Annotated in this window: 13 protein-coding genes and 1 other RNA gene; 12 read left to right on the top strand and 2 right to left on the bottom strand. The window is 39.9% G+C overall.

Annotation, left to right across the window (positions count from 1 at the left end; translation table 11 throughout):
• The first annotated feature begins 76 nt into the window (after positions 1-76).
• From AC2TFD_RS25365 to ssrA, 4 genes are all read left to right on the top strand, one after another.
• Positions 77-823: an alpha/beta hydrolase gene (locus tag AC2TFD_RS25365; protein WP_484674164.1), complete on the top strand. Its 747-nt coding sequence runs from the start codon at positions 77-79 to the stop codon at positions 821-823.
• Positions 824-843: 20 nt separating this feature from the next.
• Positions 844-3,204 carry a ribonuclease R gene (gene rnr / locus AC2TFD_RS25360; protein ID WP_484674163.1) on the top strand — a complete coding sequence of 787 codons (2,361 nt, stop codon included), beginning with the start codon at positions 844-846 and terminating at the stop codon, positions 3,202-3,204.
• A 314-nt stretch (positions 3,205-3,518) separates the two neighbouring features.
• Positions 3,519-3,986 (top strand): SsrA-binding protein SmpB, encoded by a 468-nt coding sequence (smpB, locus tag AC2TFD_RS25355; RefSeq protein WP_484674162.1) that lies wholly within the window; start codon positions 3,519-3,521, stop codon positions 3,984-3,986.
• Between the two features lie 155 nt (positions 3,987-4,141).
• Positions 4,142-4,478, top strand: a transfer-messenger RNA (tmRNA) gene (ssrA, locus tag AC2TFD_RS25350).
• Between the two features lie 711 nt (positions 4,479-5,189).
• Here ssrA and AC2TFD_RS25345 read toward each other — a convergent pair.
• A complete protein-coding gene (locus tag AC2TFD_RS25345; RefSeq protein ID WP_335512545.1) occupies positions 5,190-6,122 on the bottom strand; it encodes an amidohydrolase family protein in 933 nt (310 codons plus the stop codon).
• 562 nt (positions 6,123-6,684) lie between these two features.
• On the opposite strand from AC2TFD_RS25345, the gene AC2TFD_RS25340 reads away from it, so the two are divergent.
• The 6 genes from AC2TFD_RS25340 to pobA all read left to right on the top strand — a co-directional run bounded on the left by AC2TFD_RS25340 (position 6,685) and on the right by pobA (position 12,224).
• Positions 6,685-8,148: an aldehyde dehydrogenase gene (locus AC2TFD_RS25340; RefSeq protein ID WP_335512547.1), complete on the top strand. Its 1,464-nt coding sequence runs from the start codon at positions 6,685-6,687 to the stop codon at positions 8,146-8,148.
• A 17-nt stretch (positions 8,149-8,165) separates the two neighbouring features.
• Positions 8,166-8,942: a 2-keto-4-pentenoate hydratase gene (locus AC2TFD_RS25335; protein ID WP_335512549.1), complete on the top strand. Its 777-nt coding sequence runs from the start codon at positions 8,166-8,168 to the stop codon at positions 8,940-8,942.
• A 57-nt stretch (positions 8,943-8,999) separates the two neighbouring features.
• Entirely contained in the window at positions 9,000-9,782 is a 783-nt protein-coding gene (locus AC2TFD_RS25330; RefSeq protein WP_335512552.1) for a 2-keto-4-pentenoate hydratase, read from the top strand.
• A gap of 13 nt (positions 9,783-9,795) precedes the next feature.
• Complete coding sequence (locus AC2TFD_RS25325; protein ID WP_335512554.1) at positions 9,796-9,999, top strand: 4-oxalocrotonate tautomerase; 204 nt, start codon at positions 9,796-9,798, stop codon at positions 9,997-9,999.
• A 129-nt stretch (positions 10,000-10,128) separates the two neighbouring features.
• Positions 10,129-10,977, top strand: coding sequence for a DODA-type extradiol aromatic ring-opening family dioxygenase (locus AC2TFD_RS25320; protein ID WP_484674161.1), 849 nt, complete (start codon positions 10,129-10,131; stop codon positions 10,975-10,977).
• 68 nt (positions 10,978-11,045) lie between these two features.
• Positions 11,046-12,224: a 4-hydroxybenzoate 3-monooxygenase gene (gene pobA, locus AC2TFD_RS25315; protein ID WP_335512557.1), complete on the top strand. Its 1,179-nt coding sequence runs from the start codon at positions 11,046-11,048 to the stop codon at positions 12,222-12,224.
• A 153-nt stretch (positions 12,225-12,377) separates the two neighbouring features.
• Here pobA and AC2TFD_RS25310 read toward each other — a convergent pair whose 3' ends face one another.
• The gene (locus tag AC2TFD_RS25310; protein WP_335568539.1) at positions 12,378-13,166 is read right to left on the bottom strand and encodes an IclR family transcriptional regulator; all 789 of its coding nucleotides are present in this window, start codon (positions 13,164-13,166) and stop codon (positions 12,378-12,380) included.
• A 401-nt stretch (positions 13,167-13,567) separates the two neighbouring features.
• Between AC2TFD_RS25310 and AC2TFD_RS25305 the strand changes: the two genes are divergently transcribed.
• Both AC2TFD_RS25305 and AC2TFD_RS25300 read left to right on the top strand, forming a co-directional pair.
• Positions 13,568-14,566 carry a VOC family protein gene (locus AC2TFD_RS25305; protein ID WP_335512561.1) on the top strand — a complete coding sequence of 333 codons (999 nt, stop codon included), beginning with the start codon at positions 13,568-13,570 and terminating at the stop codon, positions 14,564-14,566.
• A 41-nt stretch (positions 14,567-14,607) separates the two neighbouring features.
• Complete coding sequence (locus AC2TFD_RS25300; RefSeq protein ID WP_335512563.1) at positions 14,608-15,624, top strand: amidohydrolase family protein; 1,017 nt, start codon at positions 14,608-14,610, stop codon at positions 15,622-15,624.
• Positions 15,625-15,665: the final 41 nt, after the last annotated feature.

The following is a 15,665-nucleotide window of genomic DNA, read 5'->3' as shown; positions in this document are numbered from 1 at the left end:
CTTTTTTCTGGAATGTTACCCAATTGTTTGCTTAAACTAAGATATTGGATTCTATTGATTTGAAGGAGTTTTTATTATGAAAATTGCAGTACCGAAGCCCTTTACCTTTAAGGGAGGAAAACGAGCGGTTCTATTGCTTCATGGCTTTACAGGCAATTCTGCTGATGTCCGAATGCTGGGGCGCTTTTTAGAAAAACGGGGATATACTTGCCATGCTCCCCACTATAAAGGGCATGGAGTTCCGCCTGAGGAGCTTGTGCATACTGGCCCCGAAGATTGGTGGCAGGATGTTGTAAATGGCTATAATTTTTTAAAAAATCAAGGCCATGAAGAAATCGCTGTAGGAGGACTTTCGCTCGGCGGCGTATTTTCTTTAAAATTGGGTTACACTGTACCTATAAAAGGCATTTTTCCAATGTGTGCACCTATGTATATAAAAAGCGAAGAAGTCATGTACCAAGGAATTCTCGAGTATGCCCGCGAATATAAGACACGTGAGGGGAAAACCGAGGAACAAATCGAAGTGGAAATGAATGAGTTTGCAAAAACACCAATGAAAACCTTAAAGGCGCTGCAAGAATTAATTTCTGAAGTCCGCGACCATGTAGATATGATTTATGCCCCTACTTATGTGGTACAGGCCCGCCATGACAAAATGATAAACACGGAGAGTGCAAATATCATTTACAATGAAATAGAGTCTGTGGAGAAAGAAATAAAATGGTATGAAGAATCTGGACATGTAATTACGCTAGATAAAGAACGTGATCAACTTCATGAAGATATTTACACCTTTTTAGAAAAATTAGATTGGCAAAATTAACCCTATGAGGAGGGATTTGATTGGAAGATAATATTCAACTGCACGTTGATAAACTATTACAATATATGAGAGATGAGGCTTATAAGCCATTAACCGTTCAAGAATTAGAAGCGGCATTTGGTATCTCTGATTCGAGTGAATTTAAAGAATTTGTAAAAGCACTTGTACAAATGGAAGAAAAAGGATTAGTTGTCCGCACTCGCAGCAACCGTTATGGTTTGCCGCAAAAAATGAATTTAATTCGTGGGAAACTTATTGGTCATGCAAAAGGATTTGCTTTTGTCGCTCCAGATGAGCCTGAGATGGACGATATTTTTATTCCACCAAATGAAACCAATACCGCCATGCATGGAGATACCGTACTTGCCCGCATTTCATCCGAAAGCTCAGGGCAGCGCAGGGAAGGCAGTATTATTCGCATTCTTGAGCGCGGAGTCCAGCAAATTGTTGGTACGTATGTGGAAAGCAAAAGCTTTGGTTTTGTGATTCCAGATGATAAAAAGTTCGCAAGTGATATTTTTATCCCAAAATCAGCATCTAAAGGTGCGGTCGAGGGTCATAAGGTAGTCGTTAAATTAATTACCTATCCAGAAGGCAGAAAGAGTGCGGAAGGGGAAGTCATTAACGTCCTTGGCCATAAGAATGATCCAGGTGTTGATATTCTCTCTGTGATTCATAAACATGGTCTGCCGATGTCCTTCCCAGATGAGGTATTGAAGCAGGCAAATGAAACACCCGATACGATTGATGAAAGTGAATTGGAAAACCGCCGTGATTTAAGAAATGAAACGATTGTTACCATCGATGGTGCGGACGCTAAGGACCTTGATGATGCGGTTACTGTCACAAAACTTGAGAATGGCAATTATAAGCTTGGCGTACATATTGCAGATGTCAGCTACTATGTAAAAGAAGGAACGCCAATTGACTTAGAGGCCGAAGAAAGGGCAACAAGTGTTTATTTAGTAGACAGAGTAATCCCGATGATTCCACATCGTTTATCCAATGGAATCTGTTCACTAAATCCGAATGTGGACCGTTTAGTGCTTTCCTGTGAAATGGAAATCACGGGTGAAGGTCAAGTTGTGAATCATGAGATTTTTCAAAGTGTCATAAAGACAACGGAGCGAATGACCTATTTCGATGTAAATAAGATATTAGTGGATAAAGATGAAGAAACACGTTCCCGATATGAGTCATTAGTTCCTATGTTTGAACAAATGGAGGAACTTGCTCAAATCTTACGTGGGAAGAGAATGAAACGTGGCGCGATTGATTTTGATTTTAAAGAATCAAAGGTTTTGGTAGATGAAGAAAGTAAACCAACAGATGTTGTTCTTCGCGAGCGTTCGGTTGCGGAAAGGCTCATTGAAGAGTTTATGCTGGCTGCAAATGAAACGGTCGCCGAGCACTTTCACTGGATGGAAGTACCGTTTATTTACCGAATCCATGAGGATCCAAAGGAAGATAAGCTAAGAAGATTTTTTGAGTTTATCACCAATTTTGGCTACCTTGTAAGAGGGACAGCGAATGATGTTCACCCTAGAGCTCTTCAGGAAATTATTGAAGCTGTTCAAGGAAAACCGGAAGAAATGGTTATTTCAACTGTTATGCTTCGCTCTATGCAGCAAGCGAAATACGATCCTGAGAGCCTAGGGCACTTTGGATTATCAACAGAGTTTTATACCCATTTCACATCGCCAATTCGACGCTATCCTGATACCATTGTTCACCGGTTAATCCGGACATATTTAATTGAAGGAAAGCTTGATGAGACCACCCGTGAGAAATGGAATGCCAGATTGCCTGAAATTGCTCAGCATTCATCCAAAATGGAACGCCGTGCCGTTGATGCCGAACGTGAAACGGATGAACTAAAGAAAGCTGAATACATGGAAGACAAGATTGGTGTTGAGTATGACGGTATTATTAGCTCCGTCACCAATTTTGGGATGTTTGTCGAGCTGCCGAATACGATTGAAGGTCTCGTTCATGTCAGCTATATGACAGATGATTACTACCGGTTTGACGAGCGCCATTTTGCAATGATTGGTGAACGGACAGGGAATGTGTTCCGAATCGGGGATGAAATTACCGTTAGAGTCGTAAAGGTTAACAAAGACGAGCGTTCTATCGACTTTGAAATCGTTGGTATGAAAGGTACTCGCCGCGAGCGGTCAGAGACACCAAAAGTGGTGATTAGGACTGGCAGCGATACGAAAAAACCGCGTCGTAATAAAACCCAAGAAGGCAAGGGCGGGCAAAAGTCTGAAGGACGTGGCGGCGGATCTGGTCAAGGATCAGGAACGCGTAAGAAAAAGAAGTTTTATGACAATGTTCCTAAAAACAAAAGTACAAAGCGGAAAAATAAAAAGAGATAATATTTTGATTAGGCCTTTATAGCGACCGAAACCTTTGTTTGAATGGGGTTTCGGTCACTATAGGGGCTTTATAATGCCCGTAATCCTGCTTCGGGAGGGGGGTGGATAACTATAGAAGCTTTATAATGCCCCTAATCCGGTTTTGAGAGGAGTTTGGGTAACTATAGAAGGTTTATAATGCCCGTAATCTAGGTTTGAGCAGTATTTCGGTCACTATAAATGTTTTCATGAAAAAGGCATTTTTCCTGTTGTTGGCTTTCAATTGTTATGAGTAACGTTTTCTGCTAAAATTAACCCATAACGAGGTGAGAGACATGCCAAAAGGTATAGGGAAAGTGGTTGCCCAGAATAAAAAAGCATACCATGATTACTTTATTGAAGAAACATACGAAGCAGGAATTGTTCTTCAAGGAACTGAAATAAAGTCCATTCGTGCTGGAAAAGTAAACCTTAAAGATTCCTATGCGAGAATCCATAACGGTGAAATGCATTTATTAAACATGCATGTAAGCCCTTATGAACAAGGAAATCGCTACAATCATGATCCATTAAGACAAAGAAAGCTTTTGCTTCATAAACGGGAAATTAATAAGCTTTTTGGTGAAACAAGGGAAGCAGGGTATGCACTAATTCCTTTAAAGATCTATTTAAAAAATGGATTTGCCAAGGTTTTGTTAGGGTTAGCAAAGGGTAAAAAGAATTATGATAAACGTGAGGTATTAAAGCAAAAAGAAGCTAAGCGCGATATCGAGCGTGCATTCCGCGAGCGTCAAAAAATGTAATTACAAAAACTTACAATTGAAAAAGACGCAAAGTGTGTTATAATAGGTTTGTCGCTAAGGAGCGACGATAACTTTTGCTCAAACTATTGTTGAGCATCCGACGTCTGCAGCTTTAATCTTTAAGTAGATTTCAGCTCATTTTATAATGGGGGCGCTACGGATTCGACAGGGGTAGTTCGAGCTTGGGTTGCGAGTCGAGGGGATCGGCCTCGTTAAAACGTCAACGCCTATAACTGGCAAAACTAACAACAACCTAGCTTTCGCAGCTTAATAACTGCATAGCTGTTCGCCCCTCCATCGCCTATGTGGTAGGGTAGCGGACTCACTCTTAGTAGGCTACGCCGGAGTCCACCGTCTGAGGGCGAAGGAAGAGAACAACCAGACTAGCTGACCGGCCGCCTGTCGATAGGCAAAAGGATCAGCGAAGCGCCAATATGTCGACTACACTCGTAGAAGCTTAAGTGCCGATATCTTTGGACGCGGGTTCGATTAGTAACTTAGTCGCCTTATGTGGTAACACATAAGTGAAAATTCGGCTTTATCGGTGAAACCTACGTCGCCAAACTGGCGATAAGGCAATGCCGAGCGGTATGTGGAGTAATCCAACAGCCGTGTATCGACTTATAGGCTGCCATTTCTAAATGGTAGTACTAGGATGCGAAATCCTACCTAATGAAAGGTAAAAATTATATTTCGCATAATACGCCGAGGGACCTGGTAGTATGCAGGTTCAAGATATAGTCAGTGCCATGACGAAAGCATGGAAACGCACGTCCCGCCGTCTCCACCATACATAAGGTGGATAACAATACCAGTAGAGATGTGACTTGAAACATTTGAAGCATAATATTGCCGCTTTGGCAACGTTATGCTTCAAAAAACTACTGGCAAATATATACTTCAAAAATAAAAAGAACTGTAGTGAAGACTACAGTTCTTTTTATTTTGGGGCTGTTTTCGTATAGTATGAAGCCTCGGATATCACCAACTCAAAGGAAACATAAGTGTATTTATTAAATGACCTCATAAATTACATACATTAGATGATAAAGGACAAGATGTGATTGATTTAACTTACGAGTGGATCGTGACTAAACCTCCAAAACATACGTTATGGACAACAGAAATAATAATGAAAGCTTTGGAATGTTTAAACTGTTTGTTATGTTAAATTAATGAAATGGTGGCGGCGTGTCAATCCTACTATAGTAAAGAATATGTCACTGCTTGATTATTTCCAATTGGAGGCCAAACACATAGGTCAAAAGGAAAATCAGATCCTGGTACCACCCGATCTTCACCTACGCTTTTGATTAAGAAATCCAAACTATCCTGACTCCACAGAACCGAATCATACCAAAAGCGTTTCAAATATTCAGATGGTGGAGCCTGTAATTTAGACGAAACAAGTTCCCATTGTTCAAACCCCTTGTTAAGTCTACCAATCTGATATGGCAGGAAGCCTCCCCCATGGGCAAATAAAATCTTTAAATTAGGGTATTGATCAACGATCCCGCTTAACAAAAGATCAGTTGCGCAAATCGTTGTTTCCCAAGGTACACCAATTAAATTTGGCATCATTCTTCTTTTTAATCTGGAATCCTCACATAATAATGGATGAATGAAAACAATTGCTTTTAGTCGATTCGCTTCTTCAAAAAAAGGTGTAAAAAATTCATCTGATAACATATGATCTGATAATCCAGGTCCGATAATGACTCCTTTTAATCCAGCGCTAATACCATCGCGTAGAACGGCTGCCGCTTTCTCAGGGTTTGTAAGTGGGACAGTGCCTAATGCTGATAGTTTTGTAGGATTTGAATTTGTCCACTGTGCTAAAGAACGATTGTAAACAGTAGAAATATCCGTGCTTATTTCTTCAGGGAAATCATACATGAATAGTTGTGGTATTGGCGATAGTAGTGAATGTGTAACACCTGCTTTTTCCTGCTCGGATATATACAGGTCAGCATCAATAAACGCTTTTTTTAGCTCAAATCCCCATTTATCATTTACTAGTAAGAATTCATCTTTGTTTTCTTCTTTTTTAATCCATTTTGCATTAACAGTATGTTGGTGATCCTTAATCCAGCTGATCACATCAGGAGGAATAAAGTGTGTGTGAAAATCGAACATAACAAATCTCCTTTTTGGTTGAAATTTTTTTTTAGCTCCTATATCCCAACCGAATGGAAATCTCCATCGCGGAGTTCATAACCATTTTTGCATATCCCTAGACTTTTTGCGGCTGGATCCTTGGTCCGACAATTAATAATAGATAAATTACATCTAAATGGTCCAAAGCAGAAATGTGAGCGGTTTCACCTATGGTTTCAACCAGCTTATTAAGGATAGGATAGGCTGGTACTCTTGATATACATCCATATTGTGATTGACGATGCCGCTTAAAAGATAGAATTGACAGGCCTAAACGATATTTCTTTGATTCAGGAGGTTTTCTAAGTTTCATTATAGAAAACAAAGTTGTTCTATAGTACGCAATATATCAAAAAATACACGATTTGAAAAGTGAAAATTATAAATATTTAGACAAATAAGTGAATATTTTGCATTTTTTGAAATTTTTTTATGATTGTTGCATATAGAGAAACTGCAGCGTTGTATGTGAAATTCGTAAGCGTTACCATAATAGTAAGAAAATACAAAAAAATTGTAGATTACTAGGAGGAACATTGACATGCAAGTAGAAACTAGAGTAAGAGCGATTAATTGTTTACATTTTATTAATGGTCAATTTGTTGAATCACAAAACAAGAAAACGTTCGAAAACATCAACCCTGCTTCAGAAGAAGTATTAGGGACAGTTGCCGAAGGCGGGAAGGAAGAAGTAGATTATGCTGTTGCCGCAGCTCGTAGAGCGTTAAATGGAAAATGGAAAGGAATAACTGTCGGAGAACGTTCAAAAATCCTTCGCCGCATTGGTGATTTGATTCTTGAAAGACAAGAGGAATTAGCTCACTTAGAATCGTTAGATACTGGAAAGCCATTCTGGTTAGCCAACAGTATCGATATCCCGCGTGCTGCCTATAACTTCCACTTTTTTGCAGATTACATGATTTCCGTTAACACAGATGCCAATCAACAGGATGATTTGGCGCTCCATTATTCATATCGTCGTCCTGTAGGCGTAGTGGGAATCATTAAGCCTTGGAATCTTCCATTATTACTACTTACTTGGAAATTAGCACCTTGCTTGGCTATGGGGAATACAGCCATTATTAAACCTGCAGAATGGACTCCTATGACTGCAACGGTGTTAATGGAAATTTGTAAAGAAGCAGGAGTTCCAGATGGCGTTGTAAACCTCGTTCATGGATTCGGACCAAATTCTGCTGGTGGAGCGATCACAGAACATCCAGATGTAGATGCTATTTCATTTATTGGTGAGCCAAGTACAGGGACAGCAATTATGAAATCTGCAGCAGCATCATTGAAAAAGCTATCCTTTGAATTGGGCGGTAAAAATCCAAATATTATTTTCGCAGATTCTAATTTGGATGAGGTTATTGAAACAACACTTAAATCTAGTTTTATTAATCAAGGGGAAGTTTGTCTTTGCGGATCACGTATTTATGTTGAGAGACCTGTATATGAAAAATTCTTATCCAAATTTGCTGAAAAGGTAAAAACATTAAAGGTTGGCCATCCTTTGAACAATGATTCCAAAGTAGGAGCATTAATAAGCAAAGAGCATTATGACCGAGTTAATAGTTATATTGAGATTGCTAGAAAAGATGGAGCCACTATTTTGACAGGTGGAAAACGTCCGGACGGCTTTGAAAAGGGATATTATTTAGAGCCAACAATTATTACGGGATTAGATCGGAATTCGCGCTGTGTCCGCGAAGAGATTTTTGGACCTATTGTTACTGTAATGCCATTTGATATGGAAGAGGAAGTAATCATGCAGGCGAATGATACGCATTATGGGTTAAGTGCAACGATTTGGACCAATGACCTAAGACGTGCACATCGGGTTGCCCATCAAATTGAAGCCGGGATTATTTGGGTGAATACATGGTTTTTACGTGATCTTCGTACACCATTTGGCGGGATGAAGCAAAGCGGGATTGGTAGAACAGGCGGTATGCATAGCATTGATTTTTACTCAGAATTATCCAATATCACGATTAAGTTATAGGGAAGGGAGTAAGAAGAGTGACGAATAAAGTACAACAATATGCAGAACAATTAGTCGAAGCAGAAAACACTAGGATAGGTACTGCTCCACTTACAGCAATTGATCCTGACCTTACAGTAAAAGATGCCTATTATATTCAGTTAGAAAATATCAGTAAAAAGGTTACTAAAGGGCAGAAAATTGTTGGAAAGAAAATTGGCTTAACTTCAAAAGCTATGCAAAATTTGCTTGGAGTGGGTGAGCCAGATTATGGACACTTACTAGATAGCATGGTTGTGGAAAACAACGGTAGGATTTCCATTGAACAAGTTCTCCAACCAAAAGTAGAAGCAGAAATTGCCTTTATTTTGAAAAAGGAGTTAAGAGGACCGAATGTAACCACACTTGATGTCCTTCAGGCGACAGAGTATGTCGTTCCTGCACTCGAAATTGTAGATAGCCGAGTGAAGGACTGGAAAATCAAGCTGGTCGATACCGTAGCGGACAATGCTTCATCGGGTTATTATGTCCTTGGTGGTAAACCGACAAAAATTGAGGATATTAATCTTGAACTAATTGGCATGGTATTTACGAAAAATGGTGACATAGTCAATACGGGAGTGGGTGCAGCAGCATTAGGGAATCCAGCAAGCTGTGTCGCTTGGTTAGCCAATAAACTATCAGAATTTGATATTCCCCTTCGAGCAGGTGAAGTGATTTTATCAGGTGCGCTATCAGCAGCCGAGGTTGCAACTGCAGGAGATACGTTTACGGCTAGATTTGCTCATATCGGGCAAGTAAGTGTTAACTTTTAACGGTTTACTAAAATAATTTTAGGAAAGCAATGTGTCTTTGTGTAGGGAGGAACGGGAATGAGTCAATATAGAGATTTAGCGGAATATTTAGTTGCTGCTGAAGTAGAAAAACGGGAAGTAGTAAAGGTTACAGCAAACTTAAAGCCCGATTTAACTGTTGAAGAAGCATACCTGGTTCAACATGAACTTGTTAACATCAAGTTAAATGAAGGTAGAAGAATCGTTGGTCCTAAAATGGGTTTAACCAGTCATGCAAAAATGAAGCAAATGAATGTAGATGAGCCTATCTATGGTTATGTGTTCGATTATATGTTAATAGAAAATGGTGGCCAGGTTCCTTTACATGAGCAAATTCATCCAAAAGTTGAAGCAGAAATCGCTTTTGTGATGGCTGAAGATATTGAAGGTCCAGGTGTGACTGGGGCTCAGGTCTTAGCAAAAACACAATATGTTCTACCAGCATTGGAGATTATTGATAGCCGTTATGAAAATTTCAACTTTACTTTACCTGATGTAATTGCAGATAATGCATCCACCTCGAGAGTTGTATTTGGTACATCATTGAAAAAGCCAGAGCAATTTGAATTGGATTTAGTTGGCGTTACCTTATCCATCAATGGAGAGATAAAGGATTTAGGGGCTGGAGCTGCAGTCGTAGGGCACCCAGCTAATTCTGTTGCAATGCTCGCAAATATGCTCTCAAGAAGAGGGGAAAAGGTACGTAAAGGTGATGTTATTTTAACTGGTGGAATTACCGGTGCAGTCATGTTGAAATACGGAGATGTCGTAAGCGGAAAATTTGATGGTTTAGGTGAAGTTACCTTTACTGTTACTGATTAAAAGAAAGTAGTTTTTGAAAAGGAGGGATTCGGTGCCAATTATCAACGTGCAAATGATGGAAGGAAGACCTAAAGAAAAAGTGGCAGAGGTTATTCAAAATATTACCAATACAGTTTCAGAAACATTGGATGCACCGAAAGAGACTATTAGAGTGATTGTAACCGAGATTTCAAAAACTCACTGGGGAAAAGCTGGAAAACCGATGTCTGAAGTATAGAATGCTAAAAACGAAGGTTGGTAGCATGGCGATATACCCCTGCTACTAACGTCATGTCTAAAAAGGTTAAGAACTATCTTTATATTTATGAAAGCGGTTGCAAAAAAATATATTTTTAGGGAGAATCATATGACGATTGAATTGAGTATGTTGGTCCCACATGTCCCAAGTATTTGCCATGAAAAAGATGTACCTGAGTTTCAAAAGGATATGGTTTCAGCTATGAAAGAAGTGGCCAAGGAGATTGAAACAATAAAACCAGATGTACTAGTGTTAGTTTCATGTCACTGGCCATCAACATTTTTTCATTATGTTGACTGTACTCCTGTCCATAAAGGGATTCTAACTGCATTTGAGGCGCCAGATTTGATTAAAGATGTTCCTTATCACTGGCCAGGTGACGAAGACTTAGCCAATCAATTAGTAAACGCTGGTAAGGAAGCTGGTTTGCAAGTCCAGGGGGTAAATGATCCTTATTATATTTGGGATTATGGAAGTGTCGTACCTTTACGCTATCTTGTTCCAAATGAAGATATTCCGGTTATTAATTTATCTGTTACATTAGCAGCAAGTTTAGAAGAAACCAATAAGTGGGGGCAAGTTATTGCCAAGGTTTTACGAGAAAGTGAGAAAAAGGTAGTATTTGTTTCGAGTGGTGCCTTATCTCATAATTTAGTTCGTGGAAGACACAATAAGCCGACAGTAACGGAACATGCTATGGACAAGCAATTTGTGGAATACATCATGAAAAAGGATTATCAAGCAGCCTATGATATGCTTCCGCAGTATGCAAGGTTTGCAAAGGTTGAATCTGGTGGACGTCACCTAGCAATGCTATTTAGCATGATTGAGGATGGATGGGAACCAACCTATTTAGCGGACGGACAATCTTCTGGAAGTTGGAATGCCATGCTTACTTTTGGGAATAAAGAGTCAGTCAAGATAGAGGCTGAAGCAGATAGCGAATATGTCAAGTAAAGAAAGAGACTGTAGGAACTTACGTAAGTATCTTCCTACAGTCTTTATTATATAGAAGGGATGATTATATGCGTACACAGGTTGGGATTATTGGAGCAGGTCCGGCAGGGCTTTTGCTTTCTCATTTATTACATTTACTAGGGATAGAATCTATTATTCTTGAATCACGGTCACGGGAGGAAATTGAGGGTACCATTCGTGCAGGTGTGTTAGAGCAGGGCACAGTAAATCTATTAAAGGGAACAGGTGTGGGAGAGCGGTTGATGAAGGAAGGTCATGTCCATCGCGGTATTGAATTACAATTTAAAGGTAAACGGCACCGGATTGATTTACATGAGCTTTCAGGTGGAAAAGAAATAACCGTCTATGCCCAGCATGAAGTAATTAAAGATTTAGTAGCCGCTCGTCTCCAAGCTGGTGCAAAAATCTTCTTTAATGTTAGTGATGTTAGTCTACATGATATTGAAACATCTACACCGAAAATTCAATTCTGCCATGGTAATTATTTGCAGGAATTAACGTGTGATTTTATTTCTGGCTGTGATGGTTTCCATGGACCTAGCCGTAAAGCCATTCCAGCTGATGTTCGATCAGAAAAACAAAAAATTTATCCATTCGGTTGGCTAGGAATATTGGCGAAAACAGAACCTGTAAACCCTGAGTTAATTTATACAAATCATGAAAGAGGATTTGCCCTACTTAGCACACGCTCACCTGAAATTCAACGTCACTATATCCAGGTTGACCCGAAGGATAATATCGCAAATTGGTCAGATGATCGAATTTGGACGGAGCTGCATGCAAGAGTTGATATGGCAGATGGCTGGACGTTAAAAGACGGCCCAATTATTCAAAAGAACATTGTTTCAATGCGCAGCTTTGTCTGTGAAACCATGCAATTTGGAAGGCTGTTTTTAGCAGGTGATGCTGCCCATATTGTTCCTCCGACGGGTGCAAAAGGTCTAAACTTAGCGGTGGCTGACATCCAAGTTTTGGCACGTGGGATAAAAGAGTTCTATCAATCGAACCAGGAAGAACTTTTAAATCGCTATTCTGAAATTTGTACACGTCGAGTTTGGCAGGCTCAACGTTTCTCCTATTGGATGACTTCCATCCTACATCGGAATTTCGACCATAGCCCATTTGACGTCGGGATTCAACTAGCAGAATTGGATTATGTCATTTCATCAAAGTCAGCATCAACGAGTCTTGCAGAAAACTATGTTGGATTACCAATGGAATGGTAGAAATAGTAACAGGGTTATAATATTCGATTAACTACACTTTAGCAGGAGATAATCTCTCCTATTAAAATGTAGTTTTTTACTCAACTTTCGCAGAGTGAAATCGGCAAACCTTAAATGAAACCAAAGTTCCCGAACGACCCTAATACCTTATATCTAACCTAAAAATCGCTTATCATACCCCATCCTTTCAGAAGCTTCCTCGCCTGCATTCATAACCTTTTTAGCGATATCCGGCACTTTATAATCCATCATGCGTTGGAGAGGGCCGACCACATTTATGGCTGATACAACCTTCCCAGTATAGTCACGAATAGGTGCTGACACGGATCTTGTTCCTACTGTTAATTCCTCGGTACTAATTGCATACCCTCTTTTTCGGATTAACTCCAATTCCTTCCGTAACTTATCGGGATCTGTAATACTTTTGCTTGTGTATGCATGCAAACCTGCTTTGATTACCTCTTCAACTAGATTATTTTCATCAAAAGCAAGCAGTACTTTCCCAGAACTTGTGCAGTATGTTGGATTTTTTCTCCCCAGATGTGTGAGGATTCGAACCGGGTGGCTGCATTCTTCTTTATGAATATAGATTGTATCCAGACCGTCCAGAACCGATAAATGTGCTGTTTCCCCGGTATCATGCACTAATTTAAATAGTAGTGGTGATACCTCTTTATGGATTTCCAGGTTATTTGTAACAATACCGCCAAGTGTCAAGACTGATATTCCAAGTTTATACCTGCCAGTGTTTTTATCTTTTATAACAAAACCTTCATGAGCAAGTGTAGTAAGTAAACGGCTTACAGTACTTTTTGCAAGACCGAGAGATACTGCGAGGTCACCAACCTTTTGTGTTGGTTCAAATGTAGAAAAACTCTTGAGTATACGAAGTGCATTACTGACGGATGAAAGAATTTGTGGATTATTACTTTTTTCAGACATTTTCCATTCCCCTTTCTTTAGCTGTTCCATATACAGAAACATTTTTGTTATGTTTTGAATATTCTATCATTTCAATATAATAATGTACACATTTTCTGTCATCGCTTACAAAATATTCAATAGAAAATTGCATAGAAGTTCTTTAAGGGTTCACGCAGAGGAATTCACATTCTTTAAAATAATTTGGACTTTTTGAAATTTTCTTAATTTCATTCCACATAGAGGAATTCAGCACTTTTGTTTGCCCCATCGACCCCATATAATTAGAACTAGTTAAAGAGGATATTTTATAGTAAATTATTTGAATTATCGAAATCAATTTCTTCTTTGGATTCATGTAAGCGATTTCCGATATAAAATAATTTACTCAATAGCAAAATAAACACTGGAGGTATGAAAAGATGGCTATATCAAATGCAAAACAAAATGAGGTAGAACTAACTGAACTAGATCTTAAATTATCGAATGTTGCACACATAGGCCACGCATCAATCAATGTGACTAACTTGGAAAGATCTACATGGTTTTTCACAGAGATTCTGGGCCTGCATGTAACCGCAGAGGAAGACGGCAAGGTTTATCTACGAGCATGGCAGGACTGGGATCACCACACATTAGTTCTCAATCAAGCTGAAAAACCTGGACTGGACCATTTTGGTTGGAGAGTTAACTCAGAAAAATCACTTTATGCATTCGAAAAATCGTTAATAGAATCAGGAACTGACTATAAGTGGATAGACGGTGGTACTGAACTCGCACAGGGTGATGCCATCAAATTCTACAGTCCAGCTGGAATTCCTATTGAGCTTTATTGGGAAATGGAAAAGTATTCGAACCCACTGACAGCTTCCAAATTGCCTAGTCACCCAATGAAATACAGTGGGAAGGGTGCTGCGCCTCGCCGCTTTGACCATGTGAATGTGATGGTGAATGATGTTGCACATGAGCAGGAATGGTGGACTAATTTCCTTGGAATACATCATCGTTACTATATTCAAAATGAAGCGGATGTTCGTCTTGGATCATGGTTGAGCAAAACAAATATCGCACATGAAATTGCAATCATGCGAAACGGCAATCAATCAGGTGCACTTCTCCATCATGTAGCCTATTTCTTAGATTCACCGGATGAACTACTGCGTGCGTTGAATATCATGGCTGAAAATGACATCAAAATCGAGTGGGGACCTGGAAAGCATGGTACAAGTGGGGCTCAATTCCTGTATGCATTTGAGCCATCCGGTAATCGGATTGAGCTGTGGACAGGCGGAATGCTTATTTTTGCACCAGACTGGGAGCCGATTGAGTGGCAATCAGGCACGGGACAGTTTGGGCTTGATATGTGGGGAAGCACACCACCTAAAAGCTACTTGACTTATGGTACAGAAATAAAGAAATAGATTTGCAGTTTAGGTGTCTTAAAGAAGGGAGATTTTCAGCTTTGACAAAAAAATTACGAGTTGATTTTCATACACACATCATTTCCGAAGATTTTCCTGACCTGGCAGCAAAATATGAAGATGACCGGTTTCCGATACTTGAAAAGACCTGCAGCTGTGGTGCTGAAATTAAGATACAAGGCAAAACATTCAGGAAGATAACCGACCAGGCATGGGATCCCAAAAAGCGGATTGAAGACATGGATAAGGAGGGTGTGGATATTCAGGTGCTGTCACCGATTCCAGTCACCTTCTCATATTGGTCGGATCCGCAGGCCTGCCTGGAGCTTGCCCAGTCACAGAATGATTTTATCGCTTCTGTGGTAAAAAAGTATCCAGACAGATTTATAGGAATGGGCACGGTTCCACTGCAGGATGTGAAACAGGCGGTAGCAGAGATGGAAAGGGCTGTTAAAGAGCTCGGACTTAAAGGGATTCAGATAGGCTCCAATGTAAACGGACTGAATCTGGATGACGATTCCCTGTATTCATTTTTTGAGGCGGCCGCAGAAATGAATGTTCCACTTTTTGTCCACCCATGGGCAACTCTAGGACGAGAAAGGCTTCAACGTTTCAATTCAATGTATACTGTCGGAATGCCTTCAGAAACTGCGTTAGCAGCCGGAAGCATCATTATGAGCGGGATGCTGGACAAGTTGCCGAATCTGAAAATTTGCTTTGCACACGGAGGCGGGTCTTTGCCATATATCCTTCCAAGAATGGATAAAGGCTGGGAAGTTTGGCCGGATACCCGAAATACAGAAAATCCTCCAAGCTCCTATGCGAAAAAACTGTATTACGATTCACTCGTTTACGACCCAGATAATTTGAAATTCATGATCGAACGTTTTGGTGCAAAGCAAATTATTGCCGGATCTGATTATCCATTCCTTCTGCGCGAAAAGCCGGTAGGAAAGGTCATTGACAACCATGAGGATATTTCAGAAGTCGATGCAAGGTTAATGCTTGGACAAAATGCTTTGGATTTTCTTGGATTGAATAAATTGGTTAAATCCTGATTGTAAACTCTAGGGGAGTGTTTATGGAAACGAAAAATGCT

The sequence above is a fragment of the Neobacillus sp. plas4 genome (genome assembly GCF_057221695.1).
This window is presented reverse-complemented; position numbering and strand designations above follow the sequence as displayed.